Genomic DNA, 24,563 nt, shown 5'->3' with positions numbered 1-24,563 from the left:
ACTATCTTCCATCAGTGACGGTGACGAAGGCACCGGCAAGAGCGGGGAGCACCATTATTGCGTCACGGTAGATGCGGCGGGCTGCGGATTCGCCGACGACCACGATGTCGTTGCCCAGTATCTCAGGATCGGGGGCATTGCCCGCTCGGATCGCGCCAAGATCGAAACGGGCGACGAGGCGCTGATCGCCGATATTCCGGAAAACGATCACCTGGTTGAGCTTGGCGACGTCACTGGTTCCTTCCCCCAGTGCGATTGCCTGCAACAGCGTGAGTTGGCCCGCTTTCGGAAAAACGCCGGGCTTTCGAACCTCGCCATCAACCGTGACGCGTTGGGTGACCGCGGTGACGACGTTGATCGCCACTTGCGGGTTGACCAGGAATCGCTGATCGAGCTTTTGCGCTATCTCGCCCGCCAACTCGGCGCGCGTCTTGCCGGCGGCAGCGACCATGCCGATCAGGGGGACATAGATCGTTCCGGCCGCATCGACCGGCAACTGGTCGTTCGACAGTTCGGGTTCTTGGAAGACCTTCATGCTGAGCACATCGGACGGTCCGATGCGATATTCGGCCGGCAGTACTCCGGCAACCGGTGTCGGAATGATCGCATAGGCGGCATTGCCAGCAGGAGCAGTTGATCTCGGACCTGCACAAGCAGCTAAAGTCAAACAAACGAGCGCAATCGGCGCGCGACGAATCATGTAATTGTCCCATTCTGACGGCGAGGAGGCAATGATCGCCCCTTAGTGACTTGTCCATCGGCTGCAAACGAAAATCTCTAGAAGAGCCGGTGGCTTGATGCAAAGACTGTTGCCCACGAGCTACCGAAATTGCGGTAGAATGGTATTTCATCTCGCTTTCGTTTCAGCTCGTCGCGTAGCCGTTCGGATTTTGTGATTGCCACAGCCAAGACGATGCGCACATCGCGTCGACATCGAGCGATGCCCGCCAGCCGAGCAGCGCCTCCGCCTTTGCGGTCGCGGCATAGCTGCTTGCCACGTCGCCGGGGCGTCGATCGACGATCTCGACCTGAATCGGGTGACCGCAGGCGCGTTCATATGCGGCGACCAGTTCTTTTACATGCCCGTCGAGGGATTGGAGAAATGCCTGCGCCTCTGGACCGCCGCGCTGATCCATCTCCGGCGCGTCAATGAAGCCAAAACGGATTGTCACTTCGATCGATGAGCCACGTGGCGGATGATAGATACGGCTCAGAAATCCATCGCCGTCGAATACTTTCAGGACGGGGACGCGGAGCGTTTCGACACCGGGCTCCTCAGGCGCGATCAGCATCGACGCCACCTAGCCATCAGCCAGCGCGAGATCGAACGTGCCCAATCGAGCTGTAGCCGATTACCTGATTTTCGGCAGCGACTTTCCATCGATCATCTTCGCAGAGACTTCGAAATCGCTGGAAATCTTGACGATGAGCACCTGGCTGAAATTTCAGCGCAGATTGAGTGACGACATTGCTCTGCTTGAACGGGGTGATCCTCTTCACCCCTCATCGCCCTCAAATTGCGCAAAGCGGTTATAACCTATGTTAAGGAGCGCAACGCCTTTGCTTGCTTATGGCCGGATTTTAGAACATCGATGAGGCCGCAATCAGATCGGGCCGAGGGGCAGTCAGGTGGAATCGGCCAGATTATCGGCGCTCGGGCGCGACACGCGCGCCAATCGCCTCATTATCCTGCTCCTGTCGATCGGCTTCGCCGCGCTGCTCGCTGCAGCTGCAACCGCCTATTATGTTCAGCGTCAGAATGAGGTCGACGCGCGGTTGGTCGCGCACACGCTGGCGGTCCAGGCCAATCTCGGTGCTTTCGCTAGCGCGACCGAGCGGGTGGAAACCGCGCGCCGCGGCCTTATTCTTACACAAAATCCCCAATTTGCGACGATCATGGAGGAGGCCGAAGCACAATCGCTTAGCCAATTGTCCACTCTCGAGAAGCTGGTCAGCGACAACCCCGAACAACGCGCGCGGGTAACGCAGCTACGCCGACATCTTGCATCGTATAACCGTCACCATCGTGCGACCCTGGGGTTGCAGGGCCGTGATCGCGCGACATGGATCGCCGGCTTTGCGAATGATGGGGGAGTTCTCGAGGTTCGGGCGTCGCGAAAAATCGTTGAATCGATGCTCGCCGATGAGCTTTCTTTGCTTCACGAACGCGAGGCGCGGCAGCAACGGACACAGCAGCTGTTCACCTTGTCGCTGATCGGCTCGGGCATTCTGATCATCATCGTAGCAGCCGCCACTTTACTCCTTGTCCGGCGCAACCTTGTCGAGCTCAGGCGGTCGCGTGCCGAACTTCGGCGCCTCAACGAAGGGCTTGAAGAACTCGTCGAAGCCCGCACTGGCGAACTCAAGCTCGCGAATGCGGAGATCCAGCGTTTCGCCTATATCGTGTCGCACGATCTGCGCTCGCCGCTCGTCAACGTTATGGGGTTTACCGCTGAACTCGAGACCGCGCGCAAGGCGATCGCCGGATATCTCGAGAGGGGCGACGCCGAGGGCTGGCAGGCCCCTGATGCCGCGACGCGCCTCGCGATCGAAGAAGATCTGCCCGAATCGATCGGGTTCATTCGTACCTCCACGCAGAAGATGGACCGATTGATCAACGCAATCCTCAATCTTTCGCGCCAGGGACGCCGCACATTGGCACCCGAGAGGCTCGAGCTAAGCGTTGTAGTGGGCGGGATCGTCGATAGTCTGCAGCACCGTATCGCCGAGACCGGCACGGAAGTGACCGTAGAGGATCTTCCGGTGATCGTGAGCGACCGGGTTGCGGTCGAGCAGATTCTCTCGAACCTAGTCGAGAATGCGCTCAAATATCTCCAGCCGGGACGCGCGGGCATAATCCGCGTGACTGGCGGCACCGACCTCGGGCGCGCCTGGGTGTCCGTTATCGACAATGGTCGCGGCATCGAACCACGCGATCATGAACGGGTCTTCGACCTCTTCCGCCGGTCGGGCGTGCAGGATCAGCAAGGCGAGGGCATCGGTCTTGCGCACGCCCGTGCTCTTGCCTATCGCCTCGGCGGAAATATCGAAATCCAGTCCGAATTGGGTGCGGGGTCCACCTTCCGGCTGATCCTGCCCCTCGTATGGCAAAGCGGAGAAGAAGATGCCTGACCAGAAGCCCGTCAACATCGTGATGGTCGAGGACGACGAGGGGCACGCCCGGCTGATCGAGAAGAATATCCGCCGCGCGGGAATTTCGAACACGATCCACCATTTTCTCGACGGAACATCCGCGCTCGAGTTTCTGTATGATGGGGCCGATGGCCCGGTACGGAACGGGCCGGCGCTCGTGCTATTGGATCTCAATCTGCCCGACATGAGCGGGACCGATATTCTTGCCAAGCTCAAGGCCGACGGCAGCCCGCTGCGCCGCACGCCCGTGGTGGTGCTGACGACGACCGATGACAAGGTCGAGATCCAGCGCTGCTACGATCTCGGATGCAACGTCTACATCACCAAGCCCGTGAATTACGAGAATTTCGCCGATGCCATTCGGCAACTCGGCCTCTTCCTGTCGGTGATCCAGGTCCCCGACCCCGACCTGGCCTGAGACCTTCCCTGCCCCACATTCTCTATATTGATGACGATGACGGCTTGCGCCGGCTTGCGTCGCGCGCCCTTGGCCGCAAAGGATATGACGTGAGCGTCGCGGCGAGCGGCGCGGAGGGCGTCGAAATGGCGAAGCTCGCCGCGTTCGATCTCATAGTGGTTGATCACTACATGCCGGGGCAAGACGGCCTTGCGACGCTGGAAGCGCTCCGCTCGCTCGCCCCCTGCCCTCCCGTCGTCTATGTGACCGGTTCGGAAGAATCCCGGATAGCGGTTGCGGCACTCAAGTCTGGTGCCGACGATTATGTCGTTAAGTCGGTCGGCGAGGATTTCTTCGATCTTCTCGCCTCGAGCTTCGTGCAGGTTTTGGAGCGGGCGCAACTGCGCCGGGCGCGTGAGGAAGCCGAAGCCGAACTTCGTGCCAGCAATGCACGTCTCGAAGCGCTTCTGAAGGAAGTGAACCACCGCGTTGCGAACAACCTCCAGATGGTGATGTCGTTCGTCGCACTCCAGTCGAAGAGCCTGTCCGATCCCGGCGCGCGCGAGGCGCTTCAGAAGACGCAGCAACGCATCGCAACAGTCGCGCAGGTCAACCGGCGCCTCTACACGACCGATGATGTCGAGTTCGTCGCGATGGACGAGTATCTGTCTGGCCTTGCCGCCGATCTTTCCGAGACATGGTCGAACGGGACGGGCGAACGTCGGGTGACGGCATCCGCCGAACCTCTGCGGATCGCGACCGACAAAGCGGTCGCACTTGGCATGATCGCCAATGAATGGGTCAGCAACGCCTGCAAATACGCCTATTCGGCCGGCGAGGCCGGCGAGGTTCGCATATCGCTCCGGCGAACGGCATCGTCGACGATCGAACTGGCAGTCGAAGACGATGGCGCGGGTATGCCGGTCGATGGCATCGCCCGGGGGACCGGACTTGGGACACGCCTTGTAGAAGCGCTCGCCCGCACCCATAAAGCCGCTTTGCGGTATCTGCCGGTTAATGAGGCGAGCGACACTCCGGGAACGCGAGCATCAATCATTATCGAGCTTCGGTCGGGCGAGATGAAGACGGACGCCTAGCTGTCGGTGCAGCAAGCCGCCAATGCCTGCTCGTCTGACATCGGCCCTTGAAAACGGGCGGCCAGCAATGGGCAAGGCTGGCTCCAGCCTCGCCCTTAGCCATTTTGATAGTCAGAAAGCTATCATGAGAGGGTCCGAAATGGATCTCGCGGCCCGCCACCTGCGGCTGAGGGCCGCGGCCAACGAGAGTGCGCACGGCTGACCGTTCCGGTTGCGTCCAATTGGTCGCCTGGCACTGCGCTGACGGCCGCAGCGGTGGTAGACCCTCCTAGGCCGACGCCCTCGCGTAACGTTTGGCGGTACACTGACCTGCCGCGCAAAGACCGTGCTGAACGCGCTCGCCGAACCCTAACGGACGCGATCAGCTGCGCGCCGAGTTCTAAAGTCCGGTATGCAAATTCAGGGTTTTCCGAAGCCGCCACTTCACTATCGCATAAACGCACTTTCAACGAACATTTCCGACATTCAGTTATGACAATCAGTTTCGCAAATTCTTGAAATAATTCCCAAATTTTCAGAGCCGTTTTGCTCGGACATATAGAGATTAAACAATTACATAAGTTTGGGACACTTCTGCTCTACCATTTGGTTACGGCTCCGGTCGCTCCGGTCTTTGCCGCCTTTGCGCGGCGGCCAATCCTTCAGCGCGCCGATTCGCATATCGTTTCCATCGCGACGAAGGTTGAGGTGCTGGCAACGTGCGGCAGGCTGGATATTTTTTCGCCGAGCACGATGCGATAGCGGCGGATGTCGGGGGTGCGGACCTTGAGCAGATAGTCGAAGCTACTTGCGATCATGTGGCATTCTTCGACTTCGGGAATCTCGCGCACCGCATCGTTGAACCGTTTCAATGCCTCCTCGCGCGTGTCGGACAGCTTGACCTCGGTGAAGGCAACATGATCAAGGCCGACCTTGGCCGGATCGACGATCGCGCGAAAGCCGATAATCAGCCCGCTGTCGACGAGGCGTTTAACGCGCTGCTGGCACGGCGTTTTGGAAAGCCCCACTTGCAGCGCAAGTTCGGTGAAGGTGATCCGCCCGTCACGGCCCAGGATTGCGAGGATCTTGCGGTCGAAATCGTCCAGTTCGACTGTCGATGAGCTGTTCTTCACGATTATCACCTATATTCGATACCGATCTTGGTCGATTTGCATATCGATCCTTATAAAACAAGTCGGATCGCCTGGCTACGATATGCTAACAGACGGCATGATCCCGAACCCTGACCGCGCCGCCATCCGCGCCCTCGCCCGCCGCAGCGAAACGGACATCGTCGCCGAGCTGCGCAGCGCCCTCGCCGCCTCCTCCGCGAGCGTCGCCGCGGTGACGCAGCGCGGGCTCGAGCTGATCCGCAAGGCAAAAGCGGACGGCGAGCGCGAGACGCTCGTCGCGCAGCTGATGAACCGCTATCGCCTCTCGACCGAGGAAGGCGTCGTGCTGATGTGCCTGGCCGAGGCACTGCTGCGCGTTCCCGACAATGCGACCGCCAACGCGCTGATCCGCGACAAGATCGCCGGGCGCCACTGGGCCGAGGGCGATGATGACGACAGCCCGCTGATCGTCGCGCTTTCGGCGCGCGGCCTGTCGATCGGGTCGGCGACGCTCATGCTCGATGCGATGGGTAGCAAGGCGAACCCGTTGAGCCTGCTCAAATCGATGATCCGCCGCTCGGGCGAACCGGTGATCCGCCAGGCGGCGCTTGCCGCGATGAAGCTGCTCGGCCAGCAATTCGTGATGGGCGAGACGATCGACGCCGCGGTCAAGCGCGCCGACAAGGAGAAGTCCGAACTTGCAAGCTTCGACATGCTGGGCGAAGCGGCGCGTACCTCCGAAGATGCGGACCGCTATTATGAGAGCTACGCCCATGCGATCGCGCGCATCGGCAAGGATGCGAAGCCCGGCGACCCGCATGCCAACCACGGCATTTCGATCAAGCTGTCGGCGCTTCACCCGCGTTACGAATATCTGCAAGCGGCGCGCGTCCGCGAAGAACTGGTCCCGCGCGTCATCGAGCTCGCGAAGGCGGCGCGCGCGGTGAATATCCCGCTGATGATCGACGCCGAGGAAAGCGACCGGCTGGAACCGCATATGGACGTGTTCGCGGCGCTGATCGACGCCGGCATCGCCGATGGCTGGACCGGGCTCGGCATCGTCATCCAGGCCTATCAGAAGCGCGCGCCGGCGGTGATCGACTGGCTCGCGAACCGCGCGCGGACGCGCGGGGTCAAGCTATCGATGCGACTGGTCAAGGGTGCCTATTGGGATACCGAGATCAAGCGCGCCCAGACCCTGGGCCTTGGCGATTTTCCGGTGTTCACGGCAAAGCTTCACACCGACCTAAATTATATGCGCTGCGCGCAGCTGCTTCGCGATTGCCAGGACTACATCTATCCAGCCTTTGCCAGCCATAATGCGATGACGCTGGCGTTCGTCACCGAACTGTTCGCGGGCGCCGATTATGAATTGCAACGGCTGCACGGCATGGGCGAGGGGGCGCATGACGCGCTCGTTGCGCTGTTCCCGCCGCCGCGACCTGTGCGCGTCTACGCACCCGTGGGAACGCACCGCGACCTGCTCGCCTATCTTGTCCGCCGCCTGCTCGAAAATGGCGCCAACTCCAGCTTTGTGCACCAGTTTTCCGATCCTGGCGTTACCGCCGAAGAGTTGGCGGTCGATCCGCGCAGCGTCGCGAGCGCGGCATCGACGAATATCACCACCGGCCTCGCCCTGTTCGATCCGGAGCGGCGCAATTCGCGCGGCTATGACCTTGGCGACCCCGGCGTGCCCGAGGCGCTGGTGTCGGCGATCGGCGCGGCGCGGCGCGGCGACCTTGTCGCCGCGCCGATCGTCGGCGGCGTGACCCGCAACGGTAAGGCCGAACCCGTGCGCAACCCCGCAACCGGCGCCATCGTCGGGCAGGTGATTGAGGCCGATGCCGCAGCCATCGCCGATGCCGTTGCCGCGGCGCGCAAGGCGCAGGACGACTGGAGCCTTGCCGGCGGCGCTTTCCGGGCGGATCGGCTCGAACGCGCCGCCGACCTGCTCGAGGAGCGTGACGCGCTGTTACTCGGCCTCGCGATCGACGAGGCGGGCAAGACGCTTGTCGATGCGGTCGCCGAAGTGCGCGAAGCGGTCGATTTCCTGCGCTATTATGCGCGCCAGGCGCGTGCCGATTTCACCTATCCGATCTCGCTGCCGGGCCCGACGGGCGAGCGCAACGAGCTGATGCTTGAGGGCAAGGGCGTGTTTGTGTGCATCAGCCCGTGGAACTTCCCGCTCGCGATCTTCCTGGGGCAAGTGTCGGCGGCGCTCGCCGCGGGCAATGCCGTGCTCGCCAAGCCGGCCGAGCAGACGCCGCTGATCGCCCATGCCGCGGTCGAACTGCTGCTCGAAGCCGGAATCCCCGGCGACGTGCTGGCCTTCCTTCCCGGCCGGGGCGAGAGCGTCGGTGCGGCGCTGACCAGCCATGACGACATCATCGGCGTTGCCTTCACCGGATCGACCGAGGTCGCGCGGGCAATCAATCGCAGCCTTGCCGGGCGCGACGGGCCGATCGCGACGTTGATCGCCGAAACCGGCGGCGCAAACGCGATGATCGTCGATTCGACGGCGCTGCCCGAACAGGTCGCGCGCGACGCTGTCGCCAGCGCGTTCCAGTCGGCCGGGCAGCGCTGTTCGGCGCTGCGTCTGCTGTGCGTGCAGGAGGATGTTGCCGACACCATGATCGCGATGGTCGCGGGTGCGATGGCCGAACTCAACGTCGGCGATCCGTCGATCCTGGCGACCGACGTCGGCCCGATCATCGACGACGAGGCGCGCGCGACTATCGCCGCCTATGTCGCCGAAGCCCGCTCCGCGGGCCGCGTGATCGCCGAAGCGGGGCGCACGAGCCTGCCCGTGGGCGGCCATTTCGTGCCGCCGGTGCTGATCCACCTCGACCATGTGACCGACCTGAAGCGCGAGATTTTCGGACCCGTGCTGCACGTCGCGACGTGGAAGGGTGGCGAGCTCGACGCGCTGATCGACGCCATCAATGCCTCAGGATACGGTCTGACGCTGGGGATTCATACGCGCATCGATGGCGTGGCGGCGCATATTGCCGCGCGCGCGGCGGTGGGGAACGTCTATGTGAACCGCAACCAGATCGGTGCGATTGTCGGGTCGCAGCCCTTTGGCGGGCGCGGCCTGTCGGGAACGGGCCCCAAGGCAGGCGGGCCGCATTATCTGCACCGTTTTGCGGAGGAAAAATCGATTTCGACCGACATCACCGCGGCGGGCGGCAATGCGGCGCTGATGGCGGGGTAAGGTGCACACGCGCAGTGACGCGGGTGAACCACGAGGCCCGATACAGAATGGACGGCTGTCCCGGGCAATACGTCCGAAAGCGTCTCGCGGCATTATGCCGCGGCGACCCTTTGTTATGGTTGCCCCCCGCAGCGGGCCTGTCCTACGCCTTTGACGGCTTGACGCCAAGCCCGCCTATGCGCCCGGCACACCGAGCAGCTGCGCCTGCGCCTTCAGGCGGCCCGCGGCGGCGGGGTTGGCAGCAATGCCGTCCTTCAGCGCCTGTGCGGCTTTTGACGTTTCGCCCAGCGTCATGCGGCTGCGCATCAGCATGATCCAACGATCGACATCGGCGGGATTGGCCTGAAGCTTGGCTTCGAGCCCATCGACCATGCTTTGAATCATCGCGTCCTGCTGCCCCTTGGGAAGCTGCGACGCGGCTTCCATATCGGCGCGGCTCGGCCCCGGAATCGCGCGCGCCGCAACGGGCATTTCGTCGGCGGTCAACGGCCGCGCCTGCGTTGCCGCCAGCCGCGATGCGACGTCGATCTTGTGGATCGCGCCGACCTGTTCGATCGTGCGGCGCAGGTCGGCTTCCCACGGCGCACCCTGCGGCGTGTCGGCGAGCAGCGCGAACCAATCCTCGATCGCGCCCTTGTGATCGCCGCCGATGTCCTTTTTCACCGCAAGGAAATAGCGCGCGCGCGGGTCTTTGGTGTCGAGCGCGATCGCCTTGTCAAAGGCCTCGGACGCCGCAGCAGGCATCGGATCGCGCTCGCTTGCCATCACGCGCGCTTCGCCGAGCGCCGCCCAGAGGCCCGCCGACTCGGGCGAAATCGCCACGGCCTTTTCATAAGCCGCGGTCGCGCCGACAAAATCGCCAAGGTCGAATTTGGCGGCGCCGAGCGCGGTCCAGGCGTCGGCACTGCCCGGCTCGCGCTGCACGCGCGCTTCCAGTTCGGCGAGCTGGTCACCCGGCGCGGCAGCGCCCGTGACGACCGGATCGGCGGCCTCAGGCGCCGAATCCCGCCAGATTGCGTAGCCGATCGCGGCCGCAAGCAGCACGAATGCGGCAATCAATATCGCGCGGTTAGCGCCCGTCATCGTGCCCGCGGCGCTGGTGCCCATGTCCTTGCTCTCGCTCATTTTTACCCCTCTCGCGCAGCGCATGAAAAAACACGGCCTGTGCGCGGCGTCATATTGCCTTTGTTTGGCGATGGTGTAGCCTTTGGCATACAAGGTCGGTCAACGATTAAGTCGTCAGGGGTCGCACCGGCTTTCCCAGTCATACAGGGGAGGGGTGCATGGCAGTTTCGGATCACGTCGATTTTGCGACGTTCATGGAAGGCGTGAAACGACGCAACCCGGGGCAACCCGAGTTCGTCCAGGCAGTGCAGGAAGTGTCCGAGGACATTTTCGATTTCATCGCCGACAAGGAAGAATATCACGCGCAGCAGATTCTGCGCCGCATCGCAGAACCCGACCGGGTCGTATCCTTCCGCGTCTGCTGGGAGGATGACAATGGCAATATCCGCGTCCAGCGCGGCTGGCGTGTCCAGAACAACAATGCGATCGGCCCTTACAAGGGCGGCATCCGCTTTCACCCCAGCGTCACCGAGAGCGTGCTCAAATTCCTGGCGTTCGAACAGACGTTCAAGAACGCACTGACCGGCCTGCCGATGGGCGGCGGCAAGGGCGGATCGAACTTCAATCCCAAGGGCAAGAGCGTGCGCGAGATCATGCGCTTTTGCCAGAGCTTCATGACCGAGCTTTACCGCCACATCGGCGCTGACATCGACGTCCCGGCGGGTGACATCGGAGTCGGCGGGCGCGAGATCGGCTTCATGTTCGGGCAGTACAAGCGCATCACCAACGAATTTACCGGGGTGCTGACCGGCAAGGGGCTCGAATGGGGCGGCTCGCTGATCCGCACCGAGGCGACCGGCTATGGCGCGGTCTATTTCCTTGCCAATATGCTCGCCGCAAAGGGACAGGATCTGGGCGGCAAGACGGCGGTCATTTCCGGTTCGGGCAATGTCGCGACGCACGCCGCCGAAAAGATCGTCCAGCTGGGCGGCAAGGTGCTCACGCTGTCCGATTCGGGCGGCTTCATCCACGACCCCGACGGCATCACGCAGGAAAAGATCGACTGGGTGAAGGCGCACAAGACGCACCGCCGCGGGCGGATCGAGGAATATTGCGACCAGTATAAAAGCGCGAGCTTCACGGCCGGCAAAACGCCGTGGGGTGTGCCGTGCGACGTCGCGCTGCCGTGCGCGACGCAGAACGAATTGCTCGGCGAGGATGCAAAGACGCTGGTCGCCAACGGCTGCATCGCGGTCAGCGAGGGCGCCAACATGCCGACGAACCTCGACGGTGTGCACGTCTTTAAGGATGCAAAGATCATGTTCGCGCCGGGCAAGGCCGCCAACGCCGGCGGCGTCGCGGTGTCGGGGCTGGAAATGAGCCAGAACAGCGGACGCCGCGCCTGGAGCGAGAGCGAGCTGCAACAGATGCTGAAGGACATCATGGACGGCATCCACACGCGCTGCCTGACCTATGGCGACCAGGGCGACGGCTATATCGATTATGTGAAGGGCGCCAATATCGCCGGATTCAAGAAGGTTGCCGACGCGATGCTGGCTTTCGGGGTGGTGTAATTCGATCCAGGGCGTAAAAGCGCCGGGTTGGGGAAAAGGGGTAATGCGATGACGGCGCACGCTGGGAAGGAGCGGAGCCATCGGCCTTGGGCGGCGTTTGCCGCCCATCTTCCTACGCGCGCGGCGTTTGCCGTCCTTGCTGCGACGATGTGCGCGCTGGCGATCGCCGCCTTCGTCTATGCCCCTCCTGCACAATCGCAGGGCGAAAGCGCCGCGCGCTACACCGGCGTCGCCTCGTGCGCCGGATCGACCTGCCACGGCCGGATGGAGGGCGACGGCACCGTCGTCCGCCAGGATGAGCTGATGAAATGGCAGGAGCCCTCAACCCCCGGCGGCGCGCACAGCCGCGCCTGGGCGGTTTTGAACAATAGTCGCAGCCGGTTCATCGCGCGCAATCTGGGCATCGGCGATCCGGCGACCGCGCAGACGTGCCTCGGCTGCCATGCCACCGCGGGCGCCGTCGCGGCGAAGGGCGCGGTGCGCGGCACGGTTCCGCTCGAAGACGGCGTCGGCTGCGAATCGTGCCATGGCCCCGCGGGCGGCTGGCTGGCGAACCATTATGCCGGGGTCGGCACCAACGCCGATCCTGATCGCGAAATGCGCGAGAAACATCTCGCCAACCTGTCGGCGGGCCTCAAGAAGCTTGAGGATCCGGTAGTGCGCGCGGGCTTGTGCGTCGATTGCCATTTCGGATCGGCGACCGACGGTCAGTTCGTCACCCACCGCATCATGGCGGCGGGGCATCCGCGCATATCGTTCGAGCTCGACCTCTTCTCCTCGCTGCAGGCGCACCATCAGGAGGACGCCGATTATGGCTGGCGCAAGTTCGGCGCGGCGAACCGGCGCACCGACCATGTCCAGATGTGGGCGGTGGGACAGGCGACCGCGATCGAACGCAGTCTTGCCCTCTTCCAGACGCGCCGCGGGACTGAGGGTATGTTCCCCGAATTTTATTTCCTCGACTGCCACAGCTGTCATCGCCGCATCTTCGATCAGGCGAAGCCCGTGCGCACCGGGCTCGACAATCCGGGTCGCAACCTCCCCGAAGGGATGCCGCCCTATAATGACGAAAATCTGATCATGCTCGCCGCCGCGGCGCGCATGGCATCGCCCGCGCTCGCCGACCAGCTCGCGGCGCGTACCGCAGCCTTCCACAAGGCAATGGCCACCGACCGGCCGAGTGCCGTCGCCGCGGCGGCACAGCTTTCGCAGACGGTCGCGGCGCTGAAAAGCGCGTTCGCGTCGCGCACTTTCTCGGGCGCCGACGCCTTTCAAATGGTCGATGCCATCGCGGCGAAGGCGATCAGCGAACGCTACACCGACTATTCGGGGTCGCAGCAGGCGGTGATGGGGGTCGATACACTGCTGGGCGCGATGGTCTCGTCGGGGCGGATCACCGTCGGCGCGGCGGCGGGGATCCGCGGCGACATCGACCGTGCCTATGCCGCGGTGAAGGATCCCAATGGCTATAAGCCCGCCGAATTCCAGACCTCGTTCGGCAGCGCGGTGCGCGCGATCGGGGCGCTCAGGTAAGATCATGCGAAGCAGCAGCCATCTTTTCCGTTCGGGCGCGCTTGCCGCGATGAGTGCGTTGCTGCTGACATCGTGCGGCGGCGGGGGTGGCGGCGGCACGCCCACGCCATCGCCGACACCGACCCCGACCCCCACGCCGACCGGCGGCCTCTACACCCCGCCCGCCGCCGAATCGCTCGGCGTGGGCGACGTGCAGACAATCCTCGCCAATGCGATATCGGAAGCGCAGGCACGCGGCCTGCCCTCGGTGATCGCGGTGACCGACCGCGTCGGCAATGTGCTGGGCGTCTTTCGCATGAATGGCGCGGCGGCGACGGCGACGACCTCGGCGGCGCCCAATGGCGACAATATCGACGCGCAGAATGTCACCTTTCCGGCCGAAGGCGGCGCGATCGCGAAGGCGGTGACCGGCGCCTATCTCTCGAGCGGCGGCAATGCCTTTTCGACGCGCACCGCGAGCCAGATCGTTCAGGAACATTTCCCGCCCGCGCCCACGACCGTCGGACTCGAAAGCGGGCCGCTGTTCGGCGTGCAGTTCAGCCAGCTTCCATGCAGCGACCTGTCGGCGCGCTTTGGCGCTGCGGGTTCCGCGGCGCTGATCGGCCCCAAACGCTCGCCGCTCGGCCTCGCCGCCGATCCCGGCGGACTGCCACTCTACAAGAATGGCGTGCTCGTCGGCGGCATCGGCGTGATGGGCGACGGCGTCTATGGCAGCGATCCCAATATCCTCGACATCGACGACGATGACGAGGAGTTTATCGCACTGGCCGGAACGCGCGGGTTCGAGGCACCGGCGACGATCACCGCCGACCGGATCGCGGTCGACGGCACCACGCTGCGCTTTTCGGACGCGACCTTCGCCGGGGTGATGACCAGCGGCGGCGCCAGCTTCGCGAGCCTCAACGGCAGCGCGGGCAACCTGGTCGCGGTCATCGGCTATGCCAATGCCGCGATCACCGCAGGGGTCGCTTATGGCAGCGAAGCGTCGGGCATCCGCGCCTCGACCCCGGCCGAATTTTCGAACCGCGACGCCTTCATCCTGACCGACGGCAGCGGCACGAACCGCTACCCGATCCGCGCCGCCACCGACGGCGCCAGCGTCGCCGCGCCGCTGACCGCGGCCGAGGCGCGCGCGGTGCTCGAGGAAGCCTTTACCGTGATGAGCCGCGCGCGCGCGCAGATCCGGCGCCCGCTCGACAGCCGCGCGCAGGTGACAATCAGTCTCGTCGATACGCACGGCGCGGTGCTCGGCATCGTCCGCTCGCCCGACGCGCCGATCTTCGGCACCGACGTCAGCTTGCAGAAGGCGCGCACCGCGGCCTTTTTCTCGGGTCCGCAAGCCGCCGCCGAATTGACCGCCAATGCCAGCGCCGATGTCCGCCAGTTCGTGCCCGCGGTGCGCAGTTTCCTGAACGATCCCGCCGCGCTCACCGGCACCATCGCCTTCGCCGACCGCTCGGGCGGCAATTTGTCGCGCCCCTATTTCCCCGATGGCGAGGTGGGACGCCCGCAGGGCCCGCTGTCGCGCCCGATCGCGCAGTTCAACCCCTTCTCGACCGGGCTGCAATCGGCGCTGATTATCGGGAACCTCGGCGCGCATCTGGGCTTCGTGTCGGGCGCCAGCCCGACCGACACGCCGCAGCGCTGCACGACCCTGCCCGACGCCGCGCCGGGCCAGAACCGGCTCCAGAACGGTATCCAGATCTTCCCCGGATCGGTCCCCATCTATCGCGGTTCGACGCTCATCGGCGCGATCGGCGTCTCGGGCGACGGCATCGACCAGGACGATATGATCAGCTTTTTGGGCACGCACAACGCCGGCGCGCGCATCGGCGGCATCGGCAATGCGCCAAAATCGATCCGCGCCGATAATGTCGTCGTAACGCTCGCCGACAATCGCACCGTGCGCCTCCGCTATATCAGTTGCCCCTTCGCGCCCTTCCTCGACACGGCGCAGCAAAATGTCTGCGACGGGCTATAGGCGATGATGACGGGGGGCAGCCTTTGGCCGATCATCGCGACGCTCGCGGCGCAGGGGGCGCCGGGGGCCGATGCGCCGCTGCCACCGCCCGCGCCGGTCGATGCCGCACCCGCCGAGCAACCGCCCGAAGACCTCACCCCGCCCCCGCCGCCGGTCGACTGGCAGGAAATGGTGCCGGACGACCTCGTCACCGACATGATCGAGGGCCGCCGCCGCCCCGGCTATCGCCCCGACCTGCCCGACGCGCTGACCCAGGACAATGTCGGCGCATTGCGCCCGCCGCCGCCGCAGGCCTTTCCGGGGATCGAGGACCAGCTTCCCGTCCCCGACCGCTGGCGGCTCATCGAGACATTGGGCGTGGTCAAGGAACGCTGGTTCGACCCCTATCACCAGAACACGCTGAAGGGCGACCGCGCGATCGATCCCGACAAGGTCAAATGGCTGCCGATCAAGGGCGACGACTGGTTCTTCGTCGCCAATGCGGTGTCCGACACGGTGTTCGAACCGCGCACCTTTCCCATCCCCGTCGGCGTCCAGACGACCGAGCGGCCGGGCAGCCTTGATGTGTTCGGCAAGGACCGCAGCTTCGTCTTTGCACAGACCTTCATCGGCGGCGTCGCGCTGATCAAGGGCTCGACCGCGTTCAAGCCGCCCGACATCGAATATCGCCTGACGCTCGCTTATCAGGCTAATTATGTCGACGTCCCCGAACGGCGCGTGCTCGACGTGCGCCCGTCGCGGCCGAGCCATCGGTACGACAGCTTCCTCGGCGTGCAGGAACTGTTCGTCGACAAGCATCTCGGCAACACGTCCGACCGCTATGATTTCTATTCGGTGCGCCTCGGCATCCAGCCGTTCCAGAGCGATTTTCGCGGCTTCCTGTTCAACGACAGTCAGCTTGGGCTGCGCTTCTTCGGCAATCGCGACAACAACCGCTTCCAGTATAATTTCGCGGCCTTCTGGCGGCTCGAAAAGGATACCAATTCGGGCCTCAACGACATCACCCAAACGCCACGCGACGATTTCATCCTCACCGCCAACCTCTATCGCCAGGATTTCCCGGTCGTCGGGCTGACCAGCCAGGTCAGCGTGACCTATAATATGAACCGCGAAAAGAACGACGTGCAGATTGACCACAACGGCTTTCCGGTGCGCCCGGCGCTGATCGGCGACCTGCGCGGGCGCGAATATGATGTGGTGTACCTCGGCTACAGCGCCGACGGGCGGATCGGGCGGATCAATGTCACCGCCAGCTTTTACGCCGCGCTGGGCGAGGACCGGAACAGCTTTTTCACCAGCCAGCCCGCCGAAATCCGCGCCGGTTTCGGCGCGGTCGAACTCAGTTACGATTACGACTGGATGCGCTTTCGCCTGTCGGGGCTTTATGCCACCGGCGACGGCGACCCGTATAACAAGACCGAGGGCGGCTTCGATGCGATCTTTGAAAACCCGATCTTCGGCGGCGCCGACACGAGCTACTGGATTCGCCAGACGATCCCCTTCGCGGGCGGCGGGCGCGTCATTTCGATCAACGGCCGTAACGGCATCCTGAACTCGCTGCGCTCGTCAAAGGAAGAGGGGCAGTCGAACTTCAACAACCCCGGCACCATCTTCATCGGCGCAGGCGCCGATTTCGACCTGTCGCCGCAGACGCGTGTCAGCGTCAACGCCAACCATCTGTGGTTCGAAAACACCTCCTCGCTCCAGGCGTTGCGCATGGAAGGCTCGATCCCCAAGGACATCGGTTTCGACCTGTCGGTCGCGGCGATCTGGCGGCCGAAGGCGACGCAGAATATCGTCGGGCGGCTCAGCGCCGCGGTGCTGCTGCCCGGCGACGGCTTCAAGGATCTGTTCGACAACAAGCAGAAGAACGACGCCTATGTGTCGATCCTCGCCAATGTGATTCTGAGTTTTTGAGATGGTGATACGCAAACTCTTCGCCCTGCTGGCCTTTGTCACGCTCTGCGCCGCTTTCGGCGCGAGCGTCGGCCGCGCCGCCGAAGAGGAAAAGCCGCTCAAGATCACCTATCGCTTCACCCCGCCCGCACCGCGCGAGCAGAGCGACGCCGACGTCGCGGCGAAATCGGCGGGCTGTTACAGCTGCCACACGCAGACCGACCAGCCGTCGATGCACGCGACCCCGGCGGTCAAGCTCGGCTGCACCGACTGCCACGGCGGCGATTCGACCTCGCCCGCCGCTTTCGGCAAGCCCGAGCTGGGTTACAAGAACCCCTACAATATCGCCGCGATGAAGGTCGCGCATCCGCAGCCGACCCTGCCCGGCGCATGGCACGACAGTTCGGCGAACCCCGAACGCAGCTACACCTTGCTCAACAAGGAAGCCCCCGAATTCATCCGCTTCGTGAACCCCAGCGACTATCGCGTCGCGCGCGAAGCGTGCGGCGCGTGCCATATGGAGGTGATCGAGGCGACCGAACGCTCGCTGATGTCGACCTCGGCGATGCTGTGGGGCGGGGCGGCGTATAACAACGGCATCGTCCCCTATAAAAATTATGTGTTTGGCGAGGCTTATACGCGCACCGGCGAACCCGCGTGCATCCTGTCGCCCTCGTCGCGGCTGACGGCGGAGGAATATGCCGAGGCGTGCAAGCCCGCCTTTCCGTCCGACAAGATCTTGACCGATGCCGAGAAGAAACGCGGCGCGCTCGCCCGCATGTATCCCCTGCCCCGCTGGAGCGTGATCCCGCCCGGCGACGTCTTCCGCGTCTTCGAGCGCGGCGGGCGCAACATCAACACGCAATTCCCCGAAATCGGCCTGCCCAACCCGACGGGCAGCATCCAGCGGCTCGAGGAGCCCGGACGCCCCGACCTCAAACAGTCGAACCGCGGGCCCGGCACCGGCCTGCGCGTCGCGATCCCCGTGCTCAACATCCACAAGACGCGTCTCAACGATCCGCTCATGTGGTTCATGGGCACCAACGACCAGCCGGGCGACTATCGCCATTCGGGCTGCGCGGGCTGCCACGTCATCTATGCCAACGATCGCGAGCCGCGGCACAGCCTGACCTATGCGCAGTTCGGCCGCGACGGCGAGACGGCGACGGTCGATCCGACGATTGCGGGGAAAAAATGGAAGGGCGGCGGGCATGACGGCGCAGCGCACGGGGCGCCCGACGATGGACATCATGCCGGCGGCGGCCATGGCGGCTTGATCGACCCCGCCGATCCGGACGTCCCGGCGCGTCCCGGCCAGAAGCCGCGCCGCGAATCGGGCCACCCGCTCAGCCACGCCTTCACGCGCGCGATCCCGACCGCGCAGTGCATGACGTGCCACATGCACCAGCCCAATATCTTCCTGAACTCCTACCTCGGCTACACGATGTGGGATTATGAATCGGACGCGCCGCAGTTGTGGCCCGGCCTCGAAAACACCGCGCCGCGCCCGCCCGGGATGAGCGATGCGGAGTATCAGGCGAAATATAAGCAGCAGCGCTATCCGACCGCCGCCGAGGCGCACAAGGTCCTCGAACGCAATCCCGAAGGCGCGGCGACGCGCGGCCTCTGGGCCGATGTCGAGTTCCTGCGCAACGTCTATGACGTCAACGACAGCAACAAGGATACGCAGTTCGCCGACTATCACGGCCACGGCTGGAACTTCCGCGGCATCTTCAAGCGCGACCGGAGCGGCAATCTGCTCACCGCCGACGGCAATATGGCGACTTACGGCACCGACACCGCGCATATCGTCGATCCTGCCGATCCCGAGAAATGGCGCAAGAGCTGCGCGCAGTACAGCGATGCGAAGGAACGCGATCTCTGCCTCCTCAGCGCCGATCCGGAGCGCCCGGGGGTCGAGGGCAAGTTCGTGCCGCCGGGCATCAACCCCGGCAAATCGGTCCATATGATGGACATCCACGCCGAAAAGGGGATGCAGTGCGCCGACTGCCATTTCGCGCAGGACGCGCACGGCAACGGCTATATTCAGGGCGAGGTCGCGAACGCGGTCGAGATCAGCTGCAAGGATTGCCACGGTACCGCCGACGCGCTGCCCAACCTGCTCACCTCGAACGTCGCGGCAAGGCCGCAGGGGACCAACCTTGCGCTCCTGCGCAACCCCGACGGGCGGCGGCGCTTCGAATTCCAATATAATGACGATGCCGAGGTGATCGGCCTGATCCAGCGGTCGATCGTCGATCCCAAGCTCGAATGGCAGGTCAGCCTCGTCAAGCAGGCGGTGACGCCGGGGCCGCAGTTCAACGCCAAGGCCGCGCGCGCCAAGCTGATGGCGCGCGCTGGCAGTGACGACGGCAAATATGAATGGGGACCGGGCGTGGCAAAAGAGGACCGCGCGCACGGCGACGACAAGATGACCTGTTTCACCTGTCACCTCAGTTGGACGACGAGTTGCGGCGGGTGCCATTTGCCGATCGAGGCAAACTGGAAGACCAAGATGCACCATTTCGAGGGTGAAGAGACGCGCAATTTCGCGACCTACAATCCGCAGGTCGCGCGCGACGAGATGTTCCAGCTCGGCCGCCACCAGCTCACCAAGCCCGGTGAACCCGGCCCGAACGGCGAAGTGCGCGGTATCATCACTCCCGTCCGCTCGACCTCAGCGCTGATCCTGTCATCGACGAACATCAACCGCGAGCGCATCTATATCCAGCAACCGCCGATTTCGTCGGCGGGCTATTCGAGCCAGGCCTTTGCGCCGCATTTCCCGCACACGGTGCGGCGCCAGGAAACCAAGCAGTGCAGCGACTGTCACCTCTCGGCCGCTGACGACAATAATGCGATCATGTCGCAGCTGCTGCTCCTCGGCACCAATTTCGTCAATTTCGTCGGGCTCAACGTCTGGTCGGGGATGGAGAATGGTTTCCAGGCGACGCGCGTCACCGAATGGGACGAGCCGCAGGCGGTGATCGGCTCCTACCTCCACCGCTATGCCTATCCCGATTATTGGAAGCTCCACGTCGACCAGAATGGCCGCGAGCTGAAAAACTGGGTGCGCGGCAAGACCTTTGACGCGCGTGGATCGGGCGAAACGCAGGCGCTCGAGGAGTTTGCCAACATCGTTCAGGACACCAGCGGGCGCGTGAACTGCCTGCAACAGCGCGGCGAATATATGTTCGTTGCCGAGGGCCGCGGGGGCTTCCGCGTCTATGACGTCGCGTCGATCGGCAACAAGGGCTTTTCCGAACGCATCGTCCGCGCCCCCTTCTCGCCGCTTGGCCACGACACGCATGTCCGCACGAAAAATGCGACCTGCATGGCGCTCGCGACCACCCAGCCGATCAGCGTCAGCCGCAACGAGAATATCGTCAAGAATTTCCCCGAGAATCACGAACAGGTGATGCACGACATCTATCGCTACGCCGTCATCACCGACAGCGTCGAAGGGCTCGTGCTCGTCGATGTCGACACGCTGGCGGACGGCGAGTTCCGCAACAACAAGCTCAAGCGCGCGCTGACGTGGAACGAGGGCAATGTGCTCGCGGGCGCGCGGCATGTCACGCTCGCGGGCAGCTATGCCTATATCACCACCGATGCGGGCCTCGTCGTGCTCGACCTTTCGACCCCTCTCCAGCCGAAGGTCACCGCGCAAGTGGCGCTCACCGACGCGCGCGCCAGCGCGGTGCAGTTCCGCTACCTGTGGGTCACCGATGCCGATGGCGTAAAGCTGTTCGACGTCACCAACATGGCGCAGCCGGTCGCGGTTCCGTCGGGTACGGTCCGCCTCGCCAATGCGCGCAAGCTCTATCTTGCCCGCACCTATATGTATGTCGCCGCCAAGGCCGACGGACTGGTCATTGTCGATGTCACGCGCCCCGCAGCACCGCTCGTCTGGCCGGCGCTGACCTTTGACGGCGCGATGCAGGATGCCGAGGATGTGATCGTCGCATCGACCAACGCCTCGCTCTTTGCCTATGTCGCCGACGGGCGGAGCGGCATCAAGGTGATCCAGTTGACCAGCCCGAACAATCCCGGCCTCTATGGCTTCTCGCCCAAGCCGACGCCCGAACTGATCGCTTGGGCCAAAACCCCCTCGCCCGCGCTCGCGCTGTCGAAGGGGCTCGACCGAGACCGCGGTGTCGATGAAACGGGCGGCCAGATGGCGGTGTTCGGACGCCTGGGATCGCGCCCCTTCACCCGGCCCGAGATGGAAAAGCTGTTCCTGAACAGCAAGGGGATGGTCTACAAGGTGCGCGACGAGATCGACGAGAGCGCCTGGCGCCCGCCGCTCCTACACGCGAATTGAGGGCAAGGCCGGTTTCGACCGATAGCGGGCATAAAATCCTCCCTGCCGCGAAGCGGTGGGGAGGGGGACCGCGCCCGAAGGGCGTGGTGGAGGGGCGGCAACGGTTGCGCCAAGCCCCTCCGTCAGCGCTTCGCGCTGCCACCTCCCCATGGCTTCGCCACAGGGAGGATTTAACGTCCGCTAACCACCCCAAAGCGGACATCCCAAAAAAAAAACGCTGTCCTACATGATCCGGTTGTGCCAGCCTTCATCCCGGCTCTTTCAATATGTGGACAAAGCGATGATTGTCTCGCCAGTGGGCGGGCACAGCAGTCCGGCGCGGCATATCCGGCCGGAGGGAGGAATGGGCGAGCGCACTAGGCTGACCTTTCCTGAACTTTGGAAGAATCCCGCGCCCTTTCGCCGACCGGATCGCTGCGGCAGGCCTGATCAACAACAGCATCGGCAGCTTCCCATCCCGAACTGACGTTCGGATCAGCTCGGGGCGCCCGCCTGTATTTCCGCGATCAACGCGTTGTCGATGTCCTTCGCGCGCTTATACGCCGCGCGTTCGCGCAGGGGCGCGATATAGGCTTCAAACGCCGGGCGCGACGGGATCGACCCAAATTGCAGGCCCCAATCTATCTGGCTGCCGACATAGACGTCGGCGGCGCTGAACCGGTCGCCAGCGACGAACGCCTTGCCTGCAACCGCGCTCTCCAATGCGTCGAGTGCGGCCGGGAGCGATCCGAAACCCGCCATGCGCTGTTGTTCGACGTCAGGCTCGATCCCGAAATGCTTGGCGGTGATCGCCTGTTCGACCGGCCCTGCGGTGAAGAACAGCCAGCGATAATAATCCGCGCGATCGGCGGTCTCGGGCGCGAGCCCGGCGTCGGGAAAGGCGTCAGCCAGATAGGCGCAGATCGCGGCGCATTCGGTGACGACCCTGCCATTGTGGACGATCGCCGGAACCTTACCCATCGGGTTGATCGCCAGATAAGCCGCGTCCTTCATCGTCGTGCCATAATCGAGAATGCGCGGTTCGTAGGGCGCACCGACTTCTTCGAGCATCCAGCGAACAATCTGCCCCCGCGACATCGGGTTGGTGTAGAAAATCAGTTCGTCGGCCATGGCGCTTTCCTTTGCAATGCGAATCGTTTGCGAACATATCAGGAACGAACAACCGACTCCAGCGCTCTTGTTTTGTCATCGCAGCGCGGTAAGGCAAAGCGATGAGCGACGAACGCATCTGGACCGCCGCTGTACTGGTGATCGGCGACGAGATTCTCTCGGGCCGCACGCAGGACAAGAATGTGTCGCAGATTGCGACCTGGCTCGACGTGCAGGGGATACGGTTGCGCGAAGTGCGGATCGTCCCCGATGTCGAGGACGAGATCGTCGATGCGCTCAACGCTCTGCGCGCGCGCTATGATTATGTCTTCACGACGGGCGGCATCGGTCCGACGCACGACGACATTACCGTGGACGCGGTGGCGAAGGCGCTCGGCGTGGAAGTAATCGTGCACCCCGACGCCCGCGCGATCCTCGAACGCTATTACACCGCGCGCGGCGGCGAACTGACCGAGGCGCGGCTGCGCATGGCGCGCACCCCTGAAGGCGCCGAGCTGATTCCCAATCGCATGTCGGGCGCGCCGGGGATCCGTATCGGCAATCTGTTCGTGATGGCGGGGGTGCCGCACATCACCGCCGGTATGCTTGATGCGCTGACCGGCCAGCTTGAGGGCGGCGCACCGCTCGTCGCGCACACGATCGGCGCATGGGCGGCGGAGAGCGAGGTCGCCGACCTGCTCCGCCGCGGCGAAAGCGAGCATCCGGGGGTCGCGATCGGCAGCTATCCTTTCTTCCGCGAAGGCAAGGTCGGCGCCAATTTCGTCATCCGCTCGGTCGAGGGTGCCGCGGTCGCGGCGTGTAAAGCGATGCTCACCGCAGAACTTGAAGCGCTTGGTTATATGGTGACCGACGGCGGCATCTGATCCGTCGTCGGCGTCGCCCGCGGCAGGCGGCGAAGCATCAGAATCGCCAATAGCCCGAAAATCGCCGCGACGATGAACGCAGCGCCGGGGAAATGCACGGGCGCGGCGGCGGCGGTAAAATAAGCCATCGTGCCCGTCAGCAGCATCGGTGCGGCAAGCTGGCCCAGCCCCATTGCCATCGCCGAAATCCCCTGCACCTCGCCCTGCGTATCGGCGGTGGCACGGCGCGACATCATCGCCATCAGCGACGGCTGCACCGGCGCCTGCAACGCGATGGGGATGAGCAGCAGGAAGGCGCCGATCGTCGATGTGGTGAAGGCGTAACCGATGTAGACCGCGACGGCGACCAGGATGCCGAGCGTCGCGGCATCGCGCTCGCCGAAGCGCGCCACCGCGGGGCCGACGACGGACACCTGCCCGAGCGCGATCATCACGCCCACCGCGGCCAGGCTCGCGCCGATCATGGCGGGGCTCCAGCCGAGCTGAGCGATGCAGTAAAAGCTCCAGGTCATCGGATAGACGAGGCTGGCGATCTGCCACAGCACGAGTACCCCGGCGACGCCGTCCATTCCCGGCAGCGCGCGCATCGTGCGCCAGGCGCCGAGCGGATTGGCGCGCCGCCAGTCGAACGTCCGGCGCCGTTCGGGTGGCAGCGTTTCGGGAAAGATGAAATAGCCATAGAGCATGTTTGCCGCGGCGAGGATCGCGGCGGCGACGAACGGCGCGCGGGGGCCGATCTCGCCCAGGAAACCGCCGATCGCGGGGCCGGCCACGAAACCGACGCCGAATGCTGCGCCGACGAAGCCGAAATTGCGCGCGCGCTCCGCGGGCGCCGTGATGTCGGCGATCGCGGCCTGTGCAGCAGCATAGCTGCCACCGAAAACCCCCGACAGCGCGCGCGCGACGAACAGCCACGGCAGCGTATCGACGACCGTCAGCAACGCATAATCGAGCGCGAGGCCGCCGAGCGCAAGCAGCAGGATCCGCCGCCGTCCGAAATGGTCCGACAGGTTGCCAAGCACGGGCGAGGCGAGGAAGGTTGCGACGGCCATCACCAGCCCGATCCACGCACCGACCTCGATCGCGTGAGGCAGGTCGATCCGTCCGACCTCCATCACCAGCTGCGGCAGCACGGGCATGATGATGCCGAAACCGACGGCGTCCATGAAGATCGTCGCAACGATGAACGGGATGGTGCGCCCCGCGCTCACTTGTTTTCTTCCCTGGCTGTCATTAGCGCGACCGATCCTGTGCTCATGCGTTGC

At 64.2% G+C, this 24,563-nt stretch carries 16 protein-coding genes; 10 read left to right on the top strand and 6 right to left on the bottom strand.

Features of this window, described 5'->3' with window-relative positions; translation table 11 throughout:
• Position 1: 1 nt before the first annotated feature.
• Both VSX77_RS08780 and VSX77_RS08775 read right to left on the bottom strand, forming a co-directional pair.
• On the bottom strand, positions 2 to 700 hold the full coding sequence (locus VSX77_RS08780) for a polysaccharide biosynthesis/export family protein (RefSeq protein ID WP_338424227.1): 699 nt from the start codon (positions 698 to 700) through the stop codon (positions 2 to 4).
• Positions 701 to 863: 163 nt separating this feature from the next.
• A complete protein-coding gene (locus tag VSX77_RS08775) occupies positions 864 to 1,292 on the bottom strand; it encodes a hypothetical protein (RefSeq protein WP_338424226.1) in 429 nt (142 codons plus the stop codon).
• Positions 1,293 to 1,776: 484 nt separating this feature from the next.
• Between VSX77_RS08775 and VSX77_RS08770 the strand changes: the two genes are divergently transcribed.
• Genes VSX77_RS08770 through VSX77_RS08760 form a run of 3 tightly spaced genes read left to right on the top strand, consistent with a single transcriptional unit; the run spans position 1,777 to position 4,647 of the window.
• Complete coding sequence (locus tag VSX77_RS08770; RefSeq protein ID WP_338424225.1) at positions 1,777 to 3,132, top strand: sensor histidine kinase; 1,356 nt, start codon at positions 1,777 to 1,779, stop codon at positions 3,130 to 3,132.
• Positions 3,125 to 3,571 (top strand): response regulator, encoded by a 447-nt coding sequence (locus VSX77_RS08765; RefSeq protein WP_338424224.1) that lies wholly within the window; start codon positions 3,125 to 3,127, stop codon positions 3,569 to 3,571. Before VSX77_RS08770 ends, VSX77_RS08765 begins: the two co-directional genes overlap by 8 nt.
• A complete protein-coding gene (locus VSX77_RS08760; protein ID WP_422397313.1) occupies positions 3,568 to 4,647 on the top strand; it encodes a response regulator in 1,080 nt (359 codons plus the stop codon). Before VSX77_RS08765 ends, VSX77_RS08760 begins: the two co-directional genes overlap by 4 nt.
• Before the next feature lie 641 nt (positions 4,648 to 5,288).
• On the opposite strand, the gene VSX77_RS08755 is transcribed toward VSX77_RS08760, so the two are convergent.
• Positions 5,289 to 5,759, bottom strand: a complete 471-nt coding sequence (locus VSX77_RS08755) for an Lrp/AsnC family transcriptional regulator (protein ID WP_338424222.1) — start codon at positions 5,757 to 5,759, stop codon at positions 5,289 to 5,291.
• 97 nt (positions 5,760 to 5,856) lie between these two features.
• Between VSX77_RS08755 and putA the strand changes: the two genes are divergently transcribed.
• Positions 5,857 to 8,952 (top strand): bifunctional proline dehydrogenase/L-glutamate gamma-semialdehyde dehydrogenase PutA, encoded by a 3,096-nt coding sequence (gene putA / locus VSX77_RS08750; RefSeq protein WP_338424221.1) that lies wholly within the window; start codon positions 5,857 to 5,859, stop codon positions 8,950 to 8,952.
• 174 nt (positions 8,953 to 9,126) lie between these two features.
• Here the strand turns inward: putA and VSX77_RS08745 are convergent, their stop codons facing one another.
• A complete protein-coding gene (locus VSX77_RS08745) occupies positions 9,127 to 10,077 on the bottom strand; it encodes a tetratricopeptide repeat protein (protein ID WP_338424220.1) in 951 nt (316 codons plus the stop codon).
• 158 nt (positions 10,078 to 10,235) lie between these two features.
• On the opposite strand from VSX77_RS08745, the gene gdhA reads away from it, so the two are divergent.
• From gdhA to VSX77_RS08720, 5 genes are read left to right on the top strand one after another with little or no spacing between them, the layout of a single operon-like run.
• On the top strand, positions 10,236 to 11,591 hold the full coding sequence (gene gdhA, locus VSX77_RS08740; RefSeq protein WP_338424219.1) for an NADP-specific glutamate dehydrogenase: 1,356 nt from the start codon (positions 10,236 to 10,238) through the stop codon (positions 11,589 to 11,591).
• Positions 11,592 to 11,639: 48 nt separating this feature from the next.
• Complete coding sequence (locus VSX77_RS08735; RefSeq protein ID WP_338424218.1) at positions 11,640 to 13,124, top strand: multiheme c-type cytochrome; 1,485 nt, start codon at positions 11,640 to 11,642, stop codon at positions 13,122 to 13,124.
• Positions 13,125 to 13,128: 4 nt separating this feature from the next.
• The gene (locus VSX77_RS08730) at positions 13,129 to 15,105 is read left to right on the top strand and encodes a heme-binding protein (protein WP_338424217.1); all 1,977 of its coding nucleotides are present in this window, start codon (positions 13,129 to 13,131) and stop codon (positions 15,103 to 15,105) included.
• Positions 15,106 to 15,108: 3 nt separating this feature from the next.
• Positions 15,109 to 17,022, top strand: coding sequence for a hypothetical protein (locus VSX77_RS08725; RefSeq protein WP_338424216.1), 1,914 nt, complete (start codon positions 15,109 to 15,111; stop codon positions 17,020 to 17,022).
• A gap of 1 nt (position 17,023) precedes the next feature.
• Positions 17,024 to 21,325 (top strand): hypothetical protein, encoded by a 4,302-nt coding sequence (locus tag VSX77_RS08720; RefSeq protein WP_338424215.1) that lies wholly within the window; start codon positions 17,024 to 17,026, stop codon positions 21,323 to 21,325.
• Between the two features lie 474 nt (positions 21,326 to 21,799).
• On the opposite strand, the gene VSX77_RS08715 is transcribed toward VSX77_RS08720, so the two are convergent.
• On the bottom strand, positions 21,800 to 22,435 hold the full coding sequence (locus tag VSX77_RS08715) for a glutathione S-transferase family protein (protein ID WP_338424214.1): 636 nt from the start codon (positions 22,433 to 22,435) through the stop codon (positions 21,800 to 21,802).
• 101 nt (positions 22,436 to 22,536) lie between these two features.
• Between VSX77_RS08715 and VSX77_RS08710 the strand changes: the two genes are divergently transcribed.
• A complete protein-coding gene (locus VSX77_RS08710) occupies positions 22,537 to 23,298 on the top strand; it encodes a competence/damage-inducible protein A (protein ID WP_338424213.1) in 762 nt (253 codons plus the stop codon).
• Here VSX77_RS08710 and VSX77_RS08705 read toward each other — a convergent pair.
• Positions 23,271 to 24,509, bottom strand: a complete 1,239-nt coding sequence (locus VSX77_RS08705; RefSeq protein ID WP_338424212.1) for an MFS transporter — start codon at positions 24,507 to 24,509, stop codon at positions 23,271 to 23,273. The two genes, VSX77_RS08710 and VSX77_RS08705, sit on opposite strands and share 28 nt — an antisense overlap.
• Between the last annotated feature and the right edge of the window lie 54 nt (positions 24,510 to 24,563).

Origin of the sequence: Sphingopyxis sp. TUF1 (genome assembly GCF_036687315.1) — a bacterium.
GTDB classification, from domain to species: domain Bacteria; phylum Pseudomonadota; class Alphaproteobacteria; order Sphingomonadales; family Sphingomonadaceae; genus Sphingopyxis; species Sphingopyxis kveilinensis.
Note: the sequence above shows the minus strand (reverse complement) of the source record. Positions and strands in the feature narration are given on the sequence as shown.